Source organism: Flavobacterium sp. GW823-FHT06G12, assembly GCF_058794775.1.
Genome location: NZ_JBXAHE010000002.1, coordinates 595,537 through 615,316 on the forward strand (window position 1 = coordinate 595,537; position 19,780 = coordinate 615,316).

The 19,780-nt window shown below is 30.9% G+C and carries 19 protein-coding genes; 11 read left to right on the plus strand and 8 right to left on the minus strand.

The genetic code is table 11. The annotated features are described in order from the left end of the window. Positions 1-3 precede the first annotated feature (3 nt). A complete protein-coding gene (locus AC1Q5Z_RS09480; protein ID WP_198855056.1) occupies positions 4-780 on the minus strand; it encodes a 2OG-Fe(II) oxygenase in 777 nt (258 codons plus the stop codon). 136 nt (positions 781-916) lie between these two features. On the opposite strand from AC1Q5Z_RS09480, the gene AC1Q5Z_RS09485 reads away from it, so the two are divergent. The 4 genes from AC1Q5Z_RS09485 (at position 917) to AC1Q5Z_RS09500 (ending at position 5,110) form a co-directional block, all read left to right on the plus strand. After that, positions 917-2,005, plus strand: coding sequence for a DUF1972 domain-containing protein (locus AC1Q5Z_RS09485; RefSeq protein WP_492444506.1), 1,089 nt, complete (start codon positions 917-919; stop codon positions 2,003-2,005). Beyond that, entirely contained in the window at positions 1,965-3,287 is a 1,323-nt protein-coding gene (locus AC1Q5Z_RS09490; RefSeq protein ID WP_343588903.1) for an O-antigen ligase family protein, read from the plus strand. The genes AC1Q5Z_RS09485 and AC1Q5Z_RS09490 overlap by 41 nt, the downstream gene beginning before the upstream one ends. Further along, positions 3,284-4,267 carry a UDP-glucuronic acid decarboxylase family protein gene (locus AC1Q5Z_RS09495; protein ID WP_066033174.1) on the plus strand — a complete coding sequence of 328 codons (984 nt, stop codon included), beginning with the start codon at positions 3,284-3,286 and terminating at the stop codon, positions 4,265-4,267. Before AC1Q5Z_RS09490 ends, AC1Q5Z_RS09495 begins: the two co-directional genes overlap by 4 nt. Before the next feature lie 75 nt (positions 4,268-4,342). Further along, positions 4,343-5,110, plus strand: coding sequence for a glycosyltransferase family 2 protein (locus AC1Q5Z_RS09500; RefSeq protein WP_492444508.1), 768 nt, complete (start codon positions 4,343-4,345; stop codon positions 5,108-5,110). 288 nt (positions 5,111-5,398) lie between these two features. On the opposite strand, the gene AC1Q5Z_RS09505 is transcribed toward AC1Q5Z_RS09500, so the two are convergent. Beyond that, on the minus strand, positions 5,399-5,926 hold the full coding sequence (locus AC1Q5Z_RS09505) for an ORF6N domain-containing protein (protein WP_492444510.1): 528 nt from the start codon (positions 5,924-5,926) through the stop codon (positions 5,399-5,401). Between the two features lie 43 nt (positions 5,927-5,969). Next, entirely contained in the window at positions 5,970-7,280 is a 1,311-nt protein-coding gene (locus tag AC1Q5Z_RS09510) for a phenylacetate--CoA ligase family protein (RefSeq protein ID WP_343588900.1), read from the minus strand. A 135-nt stretch (positions 7,281-7,415) separates the two neighbouring features. Between AC1Q5Z_RS09510 and purD the strand changes: the two genes are divergently transcribed. Beyond that, positions 7,416-8,690 carry a phosphoribosylamine--glycine ligase gene (purD, locus tag AC1Q5Z_RS09515; protein WP_198855048.1) on the plus strand — a complete coding sequence of 425 codons (1,275 nt, stop codon included), beginning with the start codon at positions 7,416-7,418 and terminating at the stop codon, positions 8,688-8,690. Positions 8,691-8,732: 42 nt separating this feature from the next. Here purD and AC1Q5Z_RS09520 read toward each other — a convergent pair whose 3' ends face one another. Further along, positions 8,733-8,963: a DUF6341 family protein gene (locus AC1Q5Z_RS09520; RefSeq protein WP_198855047.1), complete on the minus strand. Its 231-nt coding sequence runs from the start codon at positions 8,961-8,963 to the stop codon at positions 8,733-8,735. A 141-nt stretch (positions 8,964-9,104) separates the two neighbouring features. On the opposite strand from AC1Q5Z_RS09520, the gene AC1Q5Z_RS09525 reads away from it, so the two are divergent. Next, on the plus strand, positions 9,105-10,034 hold the full coding sequence (locus tag AC1Q5Z_RS09525) for a DUF6427 family protein (RefSeq protein ID WP_198855046.1): 930 nt from the start codon (positions 9,105-9,107) through the stop codon (positions 10,032-10,034). On the opposite strand, the gene upp is transcribed toward AC1Q5Z_RS09525, so the two are convergent. Beyond that, a complete protein-coding gene (gene upp / locus AC1Q5Z_RS09530; RefSeq protein ID WP_492444512.1) occupies positions 10,029-10,682 on the minus strand; it encodes a uracil phosphoribosyltransferase in 654 nt (217 codons plus the stop codon). The genes AC1Q5Z_RS09525 and upp overlap by 6 nt on opposite strands. Positions 10,683-10,792: 110 nt before the next feature. Here upp and AC1Q5Z_RS09535 point away from each other — a divergent pair, with 110 nt between their 5' ends. Together AC1Q5Z_RS09535 and AC1Q5Z_RS09540 are read left to right on the plus strand one after the other, a co-directional pair. Continuing rightward, entirely contained in the window at positions 10,793-11,398 is a 606-nt protein-coding gene (locus AC1Q5Z_RS09535) for a DUF4254 domain-containing protein (protein WP_198855044.1), read from the plus strand. Between the two features lie 40 nt (positions 11,399-11,438). Further along, entirely contained in the window at positions 11,439-12,449 is a 1,011-nt protein-coding gene (locus tag AC1Q5Z_RS09540; protein ID WP_492444515.1) for a glycosyltransferase family 9 protein, read from the plus strand. Between the two features lie 208 nt (positions 12,450-12,657). On the opposite strand, the gene AC1Q5Z_RS09545 is transcribed toward AC1Q5Z_RS09540, so the two are convergent. The 3 genes from AC1Q5Z_RS09545 to AC1Q5Z_RS09555 form a co-directional block, all read right to left on the minus strand. Then, on the minus strand, positions 12,658-13,092 hold the full coding sequence (locus tag AC1Q5Z_RS09545; RefSeq protein WP_343588898.1) for a hypothetical protein: 435 nt from the start codon (positions 13,090-13,092) through the stop codon (positions 12,658-12,660). A gap of 141 nt (positions 13,093-13,233) precedes the next feature. After that, the gene (locus AC1Q5Z_RS09550; RefSeq protein ID WP_492444517.1) at positions 13,234-13,542 is read right to left on the minus strand and encodes a hypothetical protein; all 309 of its coding nucleotides are present in this window, start codon (positions 13,540-13,542) and stop codon (positions 13,234-13,236) included. 161 nt (positions 13,543-13,703) lie between these two features. After that, entirely contained in the window at positions 13,704-14,756 is a 1,053-nt protein-coding gene (locus AC1Q5Z_RS09555) for a 2Fe-2S iron-sulfur cluster-binding protein (protein ID WP_289058182.1), read from the minus strand. A 128-nt stretch (positions 14,757-14,884) separates the two neighbouring features. Here AC1Q5Z_RS09555 and AC1Q5Z_RS09560 point away from each other — a divergent pair, with 128 nt between their 5' ends. The 3 genes from AC1Q5Z_RS09560 (at position 14,885) to porW (ending at position 19,779) form a co-directional block, all read left to right on the plus strand. Then, positions 14,885-16,345 (plus strand): DUF5687 family protein, encoded by a 1,461-nt coding sequence (locus tag AC1Q5Z_RS09560; protein ID WP_492444518.1) that lies wholly within the window; start codon positions 14,885-14,887, stop codon positions 16,343-16,345. A 38-nt stretch (positions 16,346-16,383) separates the two neighbouring features. Then, the gene (locus tag AC1Q5Z_RS09565) at positions 16,384-17,079 is read left to right on the plus strand and encodes an ABC transporter ATP-binding protein (RefSeq protein ID WP_278019983.1); all 696 of its coding nucleotides are present in this window, start codon (positions 16,384-16,386) and stop codon (positions 17,077-17,079) included. 141 nt (positions 17,080-17,220) lie between these two features. Then, the gene (gene porW, locus AC1Q5Z_RS09570) at positions 17,221-19,779 is read left to right on the plus strand and encodes a type IX secretion system periplasmic lipoprotein PorW/SprE (RefSeq protein WP_492445128.1); all 2,559 of its coding nucleotides are present in this window, start codon (positions 17,221-17,223) and stop codon (positions 19,777-19,779) included. Position 19,780 lies beyond the last annotated feature (1 nt).

The following is a 19,780-nucleotide window of genomic DNA, read 5'->3' on the forward strand; positions in this document are numbered from 1 at the left end:
GATTTACTGATTTTTAGCAGTATTGCTTCCAAATAATTTATTCTTCGTTTGCACTAAAAAGTTATAATTTTTTGCAAATTGTTTTTTTAAAAAAGAAGCATCTTCTTTTGGAAACCAATCTGTTGTACGTGGTTTTTCAATTAGCTTTTTATGAATTTGATAGGCATATGTTGCGATTGATGTTCTATAGCTTCCTTCAGGAAAATTAGTCATATCATATCCATGAAGTGTATAAGGTGCGCATTGTTGGATAATTAAACGATTAAAAGGAACATCTAGTTCAGCTTCTTCACCAGTTCTTAAATCACAAATTTTTAAACCTCCTTTGTACTCTGGTTTCCAATCTTTATTTAAATACAAAAGTAAGTTTAACTCTCGATACCAATTTTTGTTAATAGGATGGTAATTAAAGTCTAAGTGCATATCTAGAAAACTATTTTTCTTGCCCTGATGTAATCCTCCGCCGTGATTTTTTGGGTCAACAAAAATTGATTTTGATGTTATGTACGATATGATTTTATTGAATCTTTCAGACGAGAGATCATTATAAAGCTCATTCAATTCAGGGCCTAATTCTTTATAATTTGATTTTTCAAATTTATTATTTGCAAAAGAATAATCGCGGCTTTTATTGTTGAGTTCAGGAATGCTTTTATGGGCTTTTAGTAATTTTTCTTCTTCACAAAAGGCATCTATTATTAAATGTGGAAATGGTCTGGCAGTTAAATATTTTAAACGCAAATCATCTAAATGGTTTTCCAGATATTCAAAATTAATCATAGGTGCTATTTTAGCTGCTTCCAAACAAAAGTAGAAATTAAATTAAATATTCATTAATTAAAAACGAATTTGTTTGTAATTAAATTATTAAGAATTTTAAAATTGCTATTTTTGATTTCAGATTGATAAAATTTAGATGAAAATAGCCATTCTTGGTACCAGAGGAATCCCTAATAATTATGGCGGTTTTGAGCAATTTGCTGAAATTTTTGCTGTCTATTTAGTACAACAAAAACATGAGGTTTATGTTTATAATTCCCATAATCATGTTTTTCAAGAGAAGAACTACAAGGGAGTAAATATTATTCATCAATATGACCCTGAAAATAAAATAGGTTCTGCTGGACAATTTATTTACGATTTGAATTGTATTCTCGATTCTAGAAAGAGAAATTTTGATATTATTTTACAATTAGGATACACAAGCAGTTCTATATGGTCTTTTCTCTTACCCAAAAAAGCAGTTATTATTACCAATATGGATGGATTGGAGTGGAAGAGAACTAAATATTCGTACAATACCCAAAAATTTCTAAAGTTTGCCGAAAAGAAAGCAGTGAAAAGCAGCGATTATATAGTGGCAGATTCTATCGGCATTAAACAATATCTGCAAGAGAAATATAGCATTGATGCAACTTACATTGCTTATGGTGCTGAACCTTTCCTTAAAGAAAATGAAGAAGTACTTTCATTATATAATGTAGAAAAAAACAAGTACAACTTATTGATTGCGCGCTTTGAACCTGAGAATAACATCGAAATAATTTTAGACGGAATTGTTGATAGCAAAGATGATAAAGACATATTGGTCGTAGGAAATAACGATAATAGTTTTGGAAATTATCTTAAAAAGAAATTTAATGCTTATTCGAATATACGTTTTATAGGAGGAATTTATAATAAAGAGCATTTAGACAATTTGAGATATTTTTCTAATCTTTATTTTCATGGGCATTCTGTAGGAGGGACAAATCCATCTTTGCTAGAAGCTATGGCAGCAAAAGCATTAATTGTAGCGCACAACAATAAATTTAACCATGCAATTTTACAAGAAAATGCATTTTACTTTTTTTATGCAGCAGATGTTAAACGCCTGATCGAAACGGTAAATAGGAAAGAAAATAACCAAATGGTTCAGAATAACTTCGATACAATAGTTCAAGAATTTAATTGGAATAAAATAAATGAATCGTACCTCAGATTATTTGAAAAAAGCCTTCAGTAAAATCGATGAATTATGGCAGAACAAAACATTGCTAATTTTTCTTTTAAGCGCAATGTTGATTACCCTTCCGTTAAAACATTCGATAGGAAGTTTAACTTGCATTGTTTTTTTATTGGTTTCTTTAGTCAAATTTAAAAAAACACATTTTTCACTTCCTAAGGTTTTGTTGCTTCCAATTCTATTGTATGTTTTAATGCTGATGTCACTTTTTTGGACTATTGGAAGCAAGGAGACAATCAAAGGATTACAAAAAGAAGTTTTATTTTTATTGATTCCTCTAGCATTTTGCAGCTTACCAAAAATAAATCGAAACGATATAAACAAGGTTTTAAGATCGTACAGTTTTGCCATAACGGGTTTTGCGGTATTCTATATTTTAAGAGCGGTCGTAAAATTTATAAATTCTGGAAACAAAGAAGTCTTTTTCTATCATGAACTAGTTACTTTAGAGTTAAATGCGATTTATATGGCTGTTTTTGCTTCATTAGCCATGTTTTTCTTTCTTTCTAAAAAAGAAAAGTCAATTGTTGATAAAATAGGACTTTCGATTCTTATTGTCTTTATATTTTTATTGTCATCTAAAAATATCATTGTAGTCGATTTAATAATGACAATAATGTATTATTCGTTTTTCTCTCCTGTTTCCAAAAAAACAAAGAAAGTAATATTATTGGCAGTCATTATAGTTTCTATAAGTTCTGTACTTTTTATTAAACCGGTTAGAGACCGATTTATGATTGAATTTGAAACCATATTTGTTGATGGATCTTTGAATAAAACTATAGAAAAGAATCAGGGACCAATCTATAATATTAGTTTAAAACAAGCGTGGAACCAAGATCAATTTCAACAAAATGATTTTTTTCCAGGAACAGCATTTAGACTTTTTCAGATAAGAATTTTTAAAGAAATGCTTGAGGAAGAGAATATTTTTTTCACAGGATTTGGATTAGATGCTTCGCAAAATAAAATAAAAGAAAAGGTCAAAGAACATAACTTATACCCGAATTACGGAGAGTTTAATTTTCATAATGAATATGTTCAAATATTTTCAGAATTAGGAATATTTGGCTTTTTAATAGTAGTAAGTATGTTGTTTGCTACCATTAGAAAAGGAATTGTCAATAAAGATTTTATACATATTGCTTTCGCAGTAACAATGATAATCTTATTTTTGACCGAATCTTTTTTGAGTAGACAAAGAGGAATAATTTTCTTTATAATTTTTTACTGCATGTTTAATTTGGTAAATAATTGTAATGAACAGAAAATAATGAAATGAAAAGAATACTTATTACTGGAGCGGCAGGATTTTTAGGATCGCATTTATGTGACAGATTTATTAAGGAAGGTTACTTTGTAATCGGAATGGATAATTTAATTACAGGAGATCTTAAAAATATTGAACATTTATTCAAATTAGAAAACTTCGAATTTTATCATCACGATATTACTAAGTTTGTTCATGTTCCTGGCGATTTAGATTATATATTGCACTTTGCATCTCCAGCAAGTCCGATTGATTATTTAAAAATTCCGATTCAGACTTTAAAAGTAGGATCTTTAGGAACACATAATTTGCTTGGATTGGCAAGAGTTAAAAAAGCAAGAATTCTAATTGCATCAACATCTGAAGTTTATGGAGACCCTTTAGTACATCCGCAAACTGAAGAATACTACGGAAACGTAAATACAATAGGTCCGCGTGGCGTTTATGACGAAGCAAAACGTTTTCAGGAATCAATCACAATGGCTTACCATACTTTTCATGGTGTAGAAACTAGAATCGTACGTATTTTTAATACATATGGTCCAAGAATGCGACTAAACGATGGTCGTGTAATTCCTGCTTTTATTGGACAGGCTTTACGTGGCGAAGATTTAACGATTTTTGGAGACGGAATGCAAACGCGTTCTTTCTGTTATGTAGACGACCAAGTCGAAGGTATTTACAGATTATTACATTCTGATTATGTATATCCAGTAAATATTGGAAATCCTGACGAAATCACAATCAAAGATTTTGCAGAAGAAATCATAAAACTTACGGGTACAAACCAAAAAGTAGTTTATCATCCGTTGCCAATAAATGATCCATTACAACGTCAGCCCGATACAACAAAAGCAAAGGAATTATTAGGCTGGGAAGCAAAAGTAAGTCGTGCCGAAGGAATGAAAATTACTTATGAGTATTTCAAATCATTATCTCCGGAAGAGCTTGCAAAAGAAGAACATAAAGATTTTTCTAGTTATATCAAATAAAAACTTTATAACAGCTCGAATTTCCAATTGAATTCGGGCTGTTTTTTAATTAAACTCCAAATAAATCTGTTGTAGATGAACGAATTAGTTTCTATTATTGTACCAACATATAATACTGAAAAGTTCATTAGACAAACAATTGAATCTGTTCAAAATCAAACTTATAGTAATTGGGAAATGATTCTGGCTGATGATGCTTCAACAGATAAAACGGTTGCAATAATTGAAGAGTTTGCGAAAAATGACAATCGAATAAAACTCTTCAAATTACCAGAAAATCGCGGAAATGGTTTTGCCAGAAACACCGCTTTAGAAAAAGCCACAGGAAAATATATTGCCTATTTAGATGCCGATGATTTATGGTTTCCTGAGAAATTAGAAAGACAAATTCAGTTTCTAAAAACAAATAATTTACACTTTACTTTTAGTTTTTACGATTCTATTGATGAAGAAGGAAACAATTTAAACAGAAGGGTTGAATCACCAAATCCATTAACTTATAAAGAATTATTTTTCTGTAATTATGTAGGCAATTTGACAGCCATTTATGATGCAGATTATTTTGGAAAAATCATTCTGGAAACCACACAAAAACGTCAGGATTGGAGAATTTGGCTAACGATTTTAAAGCAAATTAAAATAGCAAAACCAGTCGCAGAACCTTTAGCTTTTTACAGAATTAGAAAAGATTCCGTTTCATCTTCAAAATTTAAATTGATCAAACATAATTTTGGTGTTTACAGGGAATTTCACAGGTATAATCTCGTTTTTTCTGTTTTATTGATGATGAGGTTTTTGTTTACTCAGTTGATAATCAAAACAAAATATATTAAGAAAGTTTAAAATTCAACTTGATGTCACAAATTGTGACTTCAAGTTTCAAGGTCGCAATTTGCGACCTTGAAGAATTTCGCTTAGAATTGGAGGTCACAAATTGTGGCCTCCAATTTTTTTTTTAATAGTACGTTTCGATTTCTAAGGTCGCAATTTGCGACCTTAAAGAATTTTGTTTAGAATTGGAAATCACAATTTGTGACTTCCAATTTTTTCAAATCGTAATATAAAAGATAAACTTGATGTCACAAATTGTGACATCAAGTTTCTAAGGTCACAAATTGTGACCTTAAAGAATTATTTTTTATAGCCAATCTTCACTCTTTCAGATTCATTTTCTTTCTTCTCAGTTAATTCATCTAAATAAGAAAAGACCAACTCAATATTTTTATCATGATTTTCTAACTTCTTCTGAATCTGTAGGATATCAACTTTAATTTCGGTTGTATCCAAAAGCATTTGCCTCACTTTCGTAAAAATCCTCATAATTTGAATATTGGTTTGAATGGCTTTGTCGCTTTTTAGGACACTTGAAAGCATCATAACGCCATGTTCTGTAAAAGCCATCGGTGCATATCGTAAACTCATCTTTTCTGAATTGGAGGTCGCAAATTGCGACCTCCATTTTTCAAATTCCGTTTTGCTAAGTTCAAACATAAAGTCTTCCGGGAAGCGGTTTAAATTCCTTTTAACTTGTTCCTTTAATCGCTTTGTTTCTACTCCATATAAGAAAGCCAAATCACGATCAAGTATCACTTTTTGACCGCGGATAAAATATATTTTATAAGAAATTGTTTCTTCAGAAAGTAAAGATTGATCTTCCATAGGCTTTTAATTAAAAAAAACAAATGTAAGATTTTATTTATATTTATAAATAAGATTTAAACTGCTTTAGTTTTCCGCGATTGGTTCTTTCTAAAACTGTTTTTCGAGTAAAAGTGAAGTGTAAATTGGGTTCCAAATATAAATCGATTGCTTCTTTTATTTTTTGAATTTGTTCTGAAACCAGTTCTTTTTCAGCTACATATTTAATTTCAAAAGTATCAATTTTAGTTTGTTTGATGATAAATTCTTTGACGTTTCCATCATCTTCAATGATGCTTTTAGTTACATAATAAAAGGTCAAGCCTGGTGATTTTTTCCCACTTGGAAGAATCGCAACATCATTTGTTCTGCCGATAAGTTTTTTAAGAATTGGTTTTTGAGGTGTACTTTTTTCATCCAAAATTCCAATATCGCCAATTTCATATCGAATGAAAGGATTTGCTTTGTTGAATAAAGAAGTAATCACAATTTTTCCTTCTGTTCCATGTGGAACAGGATTATTGTTTTCATCTAAAATTTCTACAAACAAAGTTTCTGCATTTACTTGCCATTCGCCTTGCGGATTTTCAAAAGCAATCAAATCCAATTCAGAAGCGCCGTATTCGCTAATAATCGGAATGCCGAATTGTTTTTCTAACAGTTTTTTATCCGCTTCAAAGAGCATTTCCGAAGTGACAAAACAAGCTTTTAAAGTTGGACAAATTTCATTTAAAACGATATTTTTTTGTTGTAAAAATTTGGCAAATAAAACAATAGAACTTGTATAACCGTTGAGGTAATCGAATTTTTTTGCTTTGAATTTTTGAAAAAATTTTTCTAGAACTTCATCAGATAAATCAAAAACGGGAAAACGAAATCGATGTGTCAAAAAATCCTTGAAACGTTCTTTTTGATTGCCAATAAAATCCATTGGAATTCCGTAAAAACGAGCTTGATACGAATGATTAAAATCAATTCCGAACCAGCCAAATCGCATAATATTGGAAGCCCAAGTCAAGGCATGTGAATATTTGTCTTTGGCAAAAACAAAAGGAGTTCCGCTTGATCCAGAGGTTTTGTTGAGATAAACAGATTTTTTAGAATAACCTTTTGAAAGTCTTTCTTCAAGAGGTTTTTGTAAATTCTGTTTGTTTAAAATCGGAAGATTATCCCAATTTTCGGCAGTTACATTTCCAGCTAATGCTGCATAAAAAGAATTGTTTTTAAGATGAAAATCAACAATTTCCTTCTTTTTGTTTTCGAGAAAAACCGTAAATTCTTCTTCAGAAAAATGAACAATTTTATCCAATTCGGCTTTAGCTTTCTTTATCGGAAAACCATTTAATTGAAGGGAAATATCAAAAAGGCGAATCATTTTTCAGAAAAATTTTCGTCAAAAATAAGGTTTAGGAATTACTAACAATGTAGAACCAACAATTTTTTGAAGATTTAATTATTTTTTACGTGCAAAAGCAAGTATTTTTGCACCACAACTAAATACAACAACACCATGACAATTTTATTATTGGGATCAGGCGGAAGAGAGCATGCTTTTGCATGGAAAATGACACAGAGTCCGCTTTGCGAAAAACTTTTTGTAGTACCTGGAAATGCAGGAACTGCTGCAATTGCTGAAAACGTTGCAATATCTGCAACTGATTTTGAAGCAGTGAAAGCATTAGTACTTAAAGAAAATATAAGTTTAGTAGTCGTAGGACCAGAAGATCCGTTGGTAAAAGGTATTTACGATTATTTTAAAAACGATGAAAGTTTAAAACATATTCCGGTTATCGGGCCATCTCAATTAGGTGCGCAATTAGAAGGAAGTAAAGAATTTGCAAAAGAATTCTTGATGAAACATAACATTCCAACTGCAGCTTATGACAGTTTCACAGCTGAAACAGTTGAAAAAGGATGTGAGTTTTTAGAAACTTTACAGCCTCCTTATGTTTTAAAAGCAGACGGATTAGCAGCTGGAAAAGGTGTTTTGATCATTCAAGATCTTGAAGAAGCCAAAACGGAATTAAGAAACATGTTGGTTCATGCAAAATTTGGAACAGCAAGTTCAAAAGTGGTTATTGAAGAATTCTTGGACGGGATTGAATTAAGCTGTTTCGTTTTAACTGACGGAAAAAGCTATAAAATTCTTCCAACTGCAAAAGATTATAAAAGAATTGGAGAAGGAGATACAGGTTTAAACACAGGCGGAATGGGAGCAGTTTCTCCAGTTCCTTATGTTGATGCTGTTTTGATGGAAAAAATTGAAACTCGTATTGTAAAACCAACAATCGAAGGTTTCCAAAAAGACGGAATCGAATATAAAGGTTTTGTTTTTATTGGTTTAATCAATGTTAAAAACGAACCAATCGTTATTGAATACAACGTAAGAATGGGAGATCCTGAAACTGAAGTTGTGGTTCCGAGATTAAAATCTGATTTGGTTGAATTATTCTTGTCTGTTGCAGATCAGAAATTAGGAGACTTTAATTTAGAAGTTGATCCAAGAAGTGCAACAACTGTAATGGTAGTTTCTGGCGGATATCCTGAAGATTTCGAAAAAGGAAAAGTAATTTCTGGTTTAGAAAATATTGAAGATTCTATAGTTTTTCATGCGGGAACAAAATTAGATGGCGAAAATGTCGTTACTAACGGAGGACGTGTAATTGCTGTGACATCTTACGGAGATAATTTCCAAGAGGCCATAAAAAAATCTTATCAAAACATAGATAAACTAAGCTTTGATAAGATGTATTTTAGAAAAGATATCGGTTTCGATTTAATCTAAAAATAAATTCACCAGCCCTTTTTAATTAAAGGGTTTGGTTTTTTATTTTAAAAATGAATGAGCCGTTGTATCTTGGTTTTCTGTTCCAGCGTCATCAAAAATACGTAATTGTTTAATCCAATAAACGATTGCGCATGCACAGATGATCATAAAAATCCAGTTAATAGTATTTGCACCAAACCATGTTTTTAATTCTAAATGACGTAAAAAGTCAAGAGGAGCAAACAAAATGTTAACGAATAGGTATTGAATTCCTTCAAAAAAAGCTGTCATAATTTTAAAAATTATATGTTATTTATTGTTGTGTAATGCCTTGAAGATAAAATTCGGCGAACCAAATCTTTTTTCAACTTGTTAGGTCTTTCCTTTTAAACAAGTATTATCTTTACAATCACAAAAGTATAAAATATCCTTATGATAACAAGTGTTTTTAAAAAATCTACGCCATTAAATTATTCATTGGTTGTAATTTTAATACTGGTTTTCTTTTTTATGTTCCAAATTAAAGACCCATCTTGGGTTACTTCTTATTTTTTGGCGTTTCAAAAAGTGAGTTTGTTATGCTTTATTTTGGCTTCTTTTTTTATGATTAATTTCATTGTAAAAAAGAACGGACTCAGTAAAGACAACGGTTACTCGATACTTTTTTACTTATTGTTTATTTTATTTTTCCCAACGATTTTTAATAACTCAAATGTTATCTATGCCAATTTTTTCATTTTATTGGCACTTCGAAGATTAATTTCATTGCAATCTCTTAAAGCATCAAAAGAAAAAATATTTGATGCCGCATTTTGGATTTTTGTAGCTTCTTTATTTCAATTTTGGAGTATTCTCTTTATAATTTTAGTTTATATATCTATTATTTTTCATGTTTCAAGAGATTATAGAAACTGGGTTCTGCCTTTTATAGCGCTTTTGGCCGTAACTATTTTATTCTATATGACATCATTAATTTTAAATATTGATGCAATAGCTTTCATCCAAGAAAAAGCTGTAATCGATTTTAGAATAGATTATTTTAAAAATAATTACGAAAACGCAGCACTTTCAATTTACACCGCTGTAGCGTTATTTTTTGTTACTTCGATGCTAATGACGCTATCAAACAGGCCTCAAATTGTACATTCTTCGTACAAGAAAGTTGTAGCTTGTTTTTTTATAGCTGCTTTTGTTTATATCATTTCGCCAAATAAAAGCAATGATTTATTATTATTCAGTATTGCACCATTAACGATAATGGCAACAAGTCATGTAGAATACATGCAACAGAAACTTAATAACGAGATTGTTTATTATACTCTGATTGTGTGTAGTTTATTTACTTTTTTCTCTCAATTATAATTTACTTCCGTAAGCAAGATCGCCAGCATCTCCAAGTCCAGGAACAATGTAGTTTTTCTCATTTAGTTTTTCGTCTAGAGAGGCAACCCATAGATGACAGTTTTCTGGAAGATTTTTTTCAAGGTGATCAATTCCTTCTGGAGCTGCAATAACAACAACAATATGAATTTCTGTTGGAGTAGCATTTTCTATTAATTTTTCATGAACGGCAACAATTGATTGTCCAGTGGCCAACATTGGATCAAGAAGAAGGACTGTTTTATTATTTAAGTCAGAAATTGCCTGATATTCAACTCGAATTTCAAATTCATCGTCATTATTTGGATGATATCTGCAGGCAGAAACAAAGCTACTTTCTGCATGATCAAAATAATTTAGAAAACCATTATGTAGAGGCAATCCAGCTCTTAAAATTGGACATAGTACCAAATTTGCATCAATTTCTGTCGTCTTTTTAATTCCTAAAGGCGTTTGAATTTCAACTTCTTTGTAAGGTAAAATTTTACTCAATTCATAAGCCATGATTTCTCCAATACGTTCAATATTTCGACGAAAACGCATACTGTCGTTTTGAACCTTTACATTTCGGATCTGACTTAAAAAATGATTTAATACACTGTTGTTCTCAGAGATATAATGGATTTTCATAATATTTTTTTAGAAGATCAATTGTTTATTAGGAATAATTGAAAAATTAATGTTTTTTTTCAAAGTATAAAAGTATAAAAAGTATCTTTGTTTCATAAAAAAATAAAAACATGTTTTCAAAATTAGCATATTCTGTTTTCGAGCAAAGCATCAAAGATTATCACCAGTTTGATAATGTAGATCAGCCGATCAATAATCCTTATCCAAAAGATAAGTTCGAGCATTTGTTATATTTAAAAAATTGGATTGACACTGTTCAATGGCATTTTGAAGATATTATTCGTGATCCACAGATTGATCCAGTTGCGGCATTAACTTTAAAAAGAAGAATTGATGCATCAAATCAGGAACGTACTGATATGGTGGAATATATTGATAGCTACTTTTTACAGAAATATAGCGATGTAAAAGTAAAAGAAGGAGCAAAAATCAATTCTGAAAGTCCAGCTTGGGCTTTTGACAGATTATCTATTTTGGCTTTAAAAATTTATCACATGCATGAAGAAGCTAATCGTGCTGAAGCTTCTCAGGAACATAGAGATAAATGTCAGGAAAAATTAAATATTCTTTTAGAGCAAAGAACAGATTTATCTACAGCAATTGAAGAATTATTGACAGATATCGAAAACGGTGACAAATTCATGAAAGTTTACAAACAAATGAAAATGTACAACGACGACGATTTGAACCCAGTTTTATATCAAAATAAAAAATAATTTGGCAGACTTGTCTAGCAAAATTAAGCATATAGCCGTCATGAGACTATCCGCAATGGGAGATGTCGCCATGACGGTTCCTGTTTTACGAGCTTTTGTAAAACAATATCCAACGGTAAAACTGACCGTTATTTCTCGTCCATTTTTCAAACCTTTTTTTGACGGAATTCCTAATCTTGAGTTTTTTGCTTTTGATGAAAAAGAAAGACACAAAGGATTTCCTGGGCTTTTACGCTTATATAGTGATATAAAAAAACTGAAGATTGATGCATTTGCTGATCTTCATAATGTTTTGAGATCTAAGGTCGTGAGTTTGCTTTTCGCTTTAAGCGGAAAAAAAAGAGCAACTGTTGATAAAGGAAGAGAAGGTAAAAAAGAGTTAACACGTGCTGAAAATAAGATTTTCAAGCAATTGCCAACCATGTTTGAAAGACATGTAAAAGTATTTCAAGAACTTGGTTTTTCTATTGATTTGTCTCATCCGGAGTTTCCTAAAAAAGCAGATTTAAGCGCAGAAATTAACGATTTAATTGGACACGATTATCGAAAATTAATTGGAATTGCGCCTTTTGCTCAATACGATTCTAAAGTTTATCCTCTTGATTTAATGCAGGAAGTAATTGCAAAATTGGCCGAAAATAAAGATCAGACGATTTTACTTTTTGGTGGAGGAAAGAAGGAAATCGAAATTTTAGATTCTCTTGCCCAACCATTTGAAAATGTAATTAATATGGCTGGAAAAATTAAATTTCAGCAGGAATTACAATTAATCAGCAATCTTGATGTGATGCTTTCTATGGATTCCGGAAATGCACATATCGCAGCAATGTTGGGTGTAAAAGTAGTTACGCTTTGGGGTGCGACACATCCTTATGCAGGATTTTTACCGTTTAACCAGAAGATGGTAGATGCTTTAACTTCAGACCGAAATCAATATCCAAAATTACCAACTTCAGTTTATGGAAACAAAATTGTCGAAGGATATGAAGATGCCATGAGAACAATTTTACCACAGCAGGTTGTTGACAAGGTTGTAGAGCAACTTTCATGAAGGATTAGAATAAACTAGAAGACGTCACTTTTTATAAGCTTCGGAGAAGCGAAATATTTATAGTAAAATATGCGTCTACAATATTAAAGCTCCAGCGGAGCGACATTATTATAAAAAAACATGTCGCTCCGCTGGAGCTTTTTTCTTTTGTTTTATTGTGATTCTATAAATATTTTACCCCGCTGGGGTATTTGCGATTAACAATGATTTAAGCAATATTTTTGCTTAAATCATAATTTTCATTAGAATCGAGGAAAGAATATCCTATTGTTTTTTTTCTTTTTTTGTTTACTATAATGGAAACAAAGTTATTTTTATCTTCAGTTGACAATAGAATATGCTCAAATTTTTGAGATGGATCTCTATAAACTTTATAGATTAAGTCTTGATCTTTAATTTTTTTGGATAAAATTTTAGCCGATTTAAGTCTGCTTACATAAGGCCAAATATTAAAAACATTCGAATCGGTCTTTTTTACTTCTATCATTTTGTCGGTCAAAGTTGAATTGTACTTTTCTCTTTCAAGCAACTTAGGGCCTTTTCTGTTTTTCATTTTTATAATAACCGCCAGAACGCACAGCGAAGCAGTTACAACCAGCATAATAAATAGATAGAGATGAAAGTGTTGTACGTGAGCTGTCATGATATTTAATTTTTTAAATGTTTGACAAATTTGATGTAGCTCTGTAAAATCTCAAAACAATGAGATTGAGATTGCTATAATTTTACCTCTAATTTACTAAAAATTCGGCAATATTTTGATAAAATTTTGCTTTTATTTCAATTAGAGCCAAATCTTTTCATCACGACAACGTTGATAAATATAGCTTTTTAGATTTGCAATGGTTTCCTGATAATTCGGTGCGTCATAACTATAGCGTTCGTGTTCCATTTGTTCTCTTTCAATGCTATCGCATCCTTTTATAACTTCTTTAATCATGTCGAGCAAGGCAAGTTCTTTATTGTCCGTTTTTTGAAATTTTAATTCAACAATTTCATCCTGAAGTTCTTCACAGTAATCAACGAGCTTCATAACTTCTGGTTCGTCCAGAAGATATTCTTTATTTCTAAAAATTTCTCGTACAGATTTCATAAACAATTAATTTTCAATTTTTTAAATTCCAAATTCCAAGTTACATCTTTGTCAAAGTTTTAAACTTTGACAAAGAGTAGAAACGCAATTAAACAAAAAAAATTCCAAACTCCAATTGTAAAGTTGGAAGTTGGAATTTTTGATATTGGAATTTAATACGACTAGACGTCGTCGTAATCTACATAAATAGTTTCTGATGTTGGATGCGCTTGACATGTTAAAATTAAACCTTCAGCAATTTCTCCATCTGTTAAAATAGAATTTTTCGTCATTTCTGCGGTTCCTTTTGTAACGCGTCCTAAACAACTACTACAAATTCCGCCTTGGCAAGAATAAGGAGCGTCGACACCTTGTTTTAGAGCTGCGTCAAGAATTGTTTGTTTTTTAGACATTTCAAAAGTAGTCTCTTCATCGTCTACTAAAACAGTAATTTTTGTGTGGCCTTCTTGAGAACCTTGAATTTCGTGCTCTTCAGAAGAAGATGTAAACAACTCAAATTTAATAGCAGATTCTTTTACGTTTTTCTCTTTTAAAACATTAGAAACAGTATTAATCATTTCTTCTGGCCCGCAAAGGAAAAATTTATCAAATTGAAGTTCTTTGTGTTTGTTGTTTAAAACAAAATTAACAGCCGATTTTTCAATTCGTCCAAATAAAGCATTTTCAGCTTTTGCTTGGCTGTATACATTATGCACAAAAAATCTTCCTACATATTGCAATTGCAAATCGTGAAGCTCTTGATGAAAGATTGTACTTTCAGGAGTTTTGTTTCCGTAAACCAATACAAATGAGCTTTTTGGCTCATTCTTTAAAACTGATTTTATGATAGAAAGAACCGGAGTAATTCCGCTTCCTGCAGCAAATGCTGCATAGTTCTTTTGTCTTTCAGCATCTGGTTCAAAAGTAAATTTACCTTCTGGCTGGCCTACTTCAAGAACATCTCCTGCTTTTAATGTAGTATTGGCAAACTGAGAAAAAAGACCATTTTTTACTGCTTTTACAGCAATTCGTAATTCGCCGCTGTCTGGTGCAGAGCAAATAGAATATGCACGTCTAATTTCTTGGTTGTCAAGAGTTAATTTTAAATTTATATATTGACCTGCTATAAATTTATAGTCAGATTTTAGTTCTTCAGGAACATTAAAAAGAATAGAAACAGCATCTGCAGTTTCTCTTTTAACCTCTTTAATTATAAGTTTTAAGAATGAAGGCATGATAGAATTTTTATGCAAAAGTAGCAAACCACTATTAAAATTTTAGCACGAAATTATTTTTTTTAACTTTTTTTGTAACGTTTTCCTACATTTGGGCTCTTACTACAAAAATACTTAAACCATAAACCATGATTAAGAAGTTTATTTATCTCGAATGGAAGGCTTTTACTAGATCGGCATCTTTCGGTAAAAATCTGGCAATGAAAATTGTAATAGGTTTTTTGATGATCTATTTTTCTTTAATTTTTATTGGTATGGGAGTTGGAGCATTTTATATGCTTAAAGAAATGAAATTGGAACCATTGGTGACTTTAAACAAATTTCTGATTTATTATTTTCTGGCGGATTTAATGATTCGATTGTTATTACAGTCAATTCCTGTTCTAAATATCAAACCTTTGCTGGTTCTTCCTTTAAAAAAAAGGACCATTGTTCATTTTTCTTTAGGCAAAACGATTTTATCTTTTTTTAATTGGATACATGCCTTATTTTTTGTTCCATTTACTGTTGTTCTAATTTTAAACGGATATGATGTTGTTCAGATTATTTATTGGCATGTGGGTGTAATGTCTATTATTTATATCAACAATTTCCTAAATATTATTTTGAGTAATATTGACAGATTATTTGCTCTTTTTCTATTATTGATTATAGTTTTAGGAAGTGCACAATATTATCAATTATTTGATATTACAAAGTTTACAACGCCATTTTTTCAAAGTTTTTATGAAATAGACGGATTGTTTTTGATTCCGATTCTAGTATTAATAACACTGCATTATTTTACTTTTAAATACTTTGAAAAGAATTTATATCTCGATGCAGGACTCTCTGTAAAACAAGATGTTGCTTCTACAGAAAATCTTTCGTGGCTGAATCAGTTCGGGACTTTGGGAACTTTTCTTAAAAATGACATTAAACTCATCAAAAGAAATAAAAGATCCAAAACCACTATAGTAATGAGTGTTATCTTTTTATTCTACGGATTGATTTTTTTCGGAAACATGAATCAGCCGCCTGCTATGCAAATTTTTGCTGGAATTTTTGTTTCGGGTGGATTTCTATTTGTATTCGGACAATTTGTACCGAGTTGGGACAGTTCATACTATCAATTAATGATGACGCAGAATATTCCGTATAGAGGTTACATTACTGCAAAATGGTGGCTTGTTGTAATTGCAACTTTCATTTCAACAATACTTGCTTCTTTTTATCTTTTATATGGTTGGGAAACTTATCTAATTGTTGTAGTTGGAGCAATTTATAATATAGGAGTCAATTCTCATTTAGTGCTTTTGGGTGGCGCTTTTACCAAAACGCCAATTGATTTAAGTAATGCTGGCGGTGCTTTTTCTGATAAAAAAGTGTTTAATGTTAATGCAATGTTATTGTCATTGCCAAAAATATTTCTGCCATCGATATTATATTGGCTTGGTTTGCATTATGCAGATAAAACGGTTGCATTAGCCTTAGTTGCAGGAGTAGGAATCTTGGGTTTTATCTTCAAAGAAAAAGTGTTTTCATTAATAGAAAAGATATACAAAAGAGAAAAATATAGTACAATAAGTGCTTATAAACAAAAGAGTTAATTGATAATTTGCCATTAGAAAATAAACCTAACATTGCCATGATACAAGTACATCAGCTTTCAAAAACATATAACAAAACAACAGTTTTAAATATTAATAGTCTAGAAATTCCAAAAGGACAAAGTTTTGGGTTGGTAGGAAATAACGGAGCAGGAAAAACAACTTTCTTCAGTTTGCTTTTAGACCTAATCCAGCCTTCAACAGGATATATAAAAAGTAATGATATTCAGGTGAATACAAGTGAAAACTGGAAATCTTTTACTGGATCTTTTTTAGATGAAAATTTTCTTATCGGATATTTAACTCCAGAAGAATATTTTTATTTTATTGGAGATTTACGAAATCAGAATAAAGCAGATATTGATGCTTTGCTGGCGAAACACGAGGAATTTTTTAACGGAGAAATTTTAAAGAATAAAAAATATCTTCGTGATTTATCAAAAGGAAACCAAAAGAAAGTGGGAATAATTGCTACTCTTATTGGTAATCCAGAAGTTGTAATTTTAGACGAACCTTTTGCAAATTTAGATCCAACAACGGTGAGCCGACTAAAAAAAATAATCAAAGAATTAGCCGATGATCCAAACGTAACGGTTTTAGTTTCAAGCCATGATTTACAACATACTGTCGAGGTTTGTAATCGTATTGTTGCTCTTAATAAGGGGGAGATTGTCAAAGATATTCAGACCTCAAAAGAGACCTTACAAGAACTAGAATTGTTTTTTGCTGTGTAAGAATTTCTATATTTCAAAAAGAAGCGTATTTTTACAAGTGAATATACTAAAACCAATTTTTAGTAGTTATCTGTTTTAAACTCTTTTCTATTGAAAAAGAATACTCTTAAATATAGTTTTACTCTCGTTTTTTTATTCTTTTTGATAGCTTGTTCTACCAAAAAAAATACTTTTTTGGCTCGAAGCTCTCATTCGATTGGGACAAAATATAACATTCTTTATAATGGAGGAATTGGTCTAGAAAAAGGTTTAAAGTCAATTCAGGCTAATAACGAAGATAATTTTTGGAAGATACTGCCAATTGAAAAAATGCAGTTTGATGAAAATTTTTCTGAAGGAGAAAAAACTAAAAATCCTGACTTTGAAAAGGCAGAAACCAAAGCTACAAAAGCCATTCAGAAACACTCCATGAATATTGGAGGAAGAGAAAGAAACTGGCAGATTGACGAAGCATATCTTATGCTAGGAAAAGCGAGATATTACGACCAACGTTTCATTCCAGCAATTGAGGCTTTCAATTATATTTTATACAAATATCCAGAAAGTAATAATATTTATACCGCAAAAATCTGGCGCGAAAAAACCAATATGCGTTTAGGAAACGATGCAATTGTTCTTAAGAATATTAAAATTTTACTTAAAAAAACAGATTTAGATAAACAGACCTATGCTGATGCCAACGCTCTTTTGGCAGAAGCTTTTATTAATCTGGAACAAAAAGACAGTGCTGTTTCTAGACTTAGAGTTGCAGAACAATTTACAAGAAAGAATGAAGAACGCGCAAGGTATCGTTTTATACTTGGTCAGATGTATCAGGCAGAAGGAAAACGTGACAGCGCCATTTATTTCTATGATGCTGTTATTGATTTAAACCGAAAAGCAGATCGTAAGTATATGATGCACGCTTACGCGAAAAAAGCACAAATGTTTGATTATGGGAAAGATAATGATACGATTTTCTTAAAAACATTTAATAAATTGGTGACTGATCGTGAAAATCGTCCTTATTATGATATTCTTTTTTATGAAATGGGAGTTTATTATGATAAAAAGAAAGATCAGGAAAATGCATTATTCTTCTACAATAAATCTTTAGGCAGAAAATCTAAAGATCCTTATTTGATGGCATCTGCTTACAGAAACATCGGAAACATGTATTTTAAAAACACTGATTATTCTATGGCAGCAAAGTATTATGATAGTACTTTGGTAAAACTGGATCCTAAAACCAGAGAATTTGCTTTTATAGAAAAAAACAGAAAAAATCTTGATGACGTAATTAAATACGAAGCTATCGCAAAACGCAACGATAGTATTATTAAGGTATACAATTTGCCACCAAGCGAAAAGAAAGATTATTTTGAAGGTTATATTGCAAAGCTTAAAAAGAAAGACGAAGAAAAAAGACTTTTAGAAGAAAAAGAAAAAGAACGATTAGCCAATATCGATCGAAATTCTCAATCGGGAATTCCAGGAAATGGAGCAGTAAACCCGCAATCTTTAGGTAAATCAATGGAACCAGAAGGGATCGTGCCCCCTGGAGGAAATGATAACGCAAGTACATTCTATTTTTATAACCCTACAACCGTAGCCTATGGAAAACTACAGTTTAAAAAAATGTGGGGTAACAGAACTATGGCTGGAAACTGGAGATTGGCAGGAATGAGAGCCATTAATAATGATGCGATGAATGATTCTATTGCAACTAAAGAAGTTGCTAACGCATTAAAAGATACCATTGTACCAGAAAAATATACTGTAGCCTATTATGTAAAACAGCTTCCAACTTCGCAAACAGCTATGGATAGCATTGGTAAAGAACGAAACTTTTCATACTATCAATTGGGACTTATATATAAGGAGAAGTTTAAAGAATATAATTTGGCAAGCGATAAGCTAGAACAATTACTTCAAAATAATCCTGAAGAAAAATTGGTATTGCCATCAATGTATAATTTATACAAAATATATCAAATTACAAACCCAGCAAAAGCTGAAGCTATAAAAGCAGAGATATCTTCAAAATATCCAGATTCGAGATATGCTCATATTTTAAACAATAAAGAAGAAGATCCAAATTCTAGTCCAGACAAAGAATATCAAAAATGGTATAAACTATTTGAGCAAGAACAGTTTAACGAAGTCTTGGCAAATATTGACAATCTAATTAACCAATATTCTGGAGATGATATTGTTTCAAAATACGAATTGCTAAAGGCTAACGCTCAAGGAAAAGTATATGGTTTAGAAGCTTATAAAAAAGGACTTGAGAATGTAGCCGATAATTATCCGAATAGTGAAGAAGGTAAAAATGCAAGAGAAATTCTAGAAAAACAGGTTCCTATTTTAGAGAAACTTAATTTTACAACAACAGACACTAAAAACTGGAAAATAGTGTATCGAGTTAATAATAACGATACAAAGGCAGTTAAAAGAATTGAAGAAGCAATTAGAGTATTTTTATTAGTTGAAAATTACGAAAGATTGACAACATCATTGGATAAATACAATAAAACAGAAAGTTTTGTAGTTATTCATGGTTTAAAATCTGAGGCTTATGCAAATGATGTTGCTGGAGTTTTCAGAGATGATAAGAAATATAAAATCCCAGATCAAGCAATAATTATATCAAATGACAATTATAAAATTGTTCAAATTAAAAAAAATCTAGATACATATCTTAGCCCAAAAATCCCTTAAA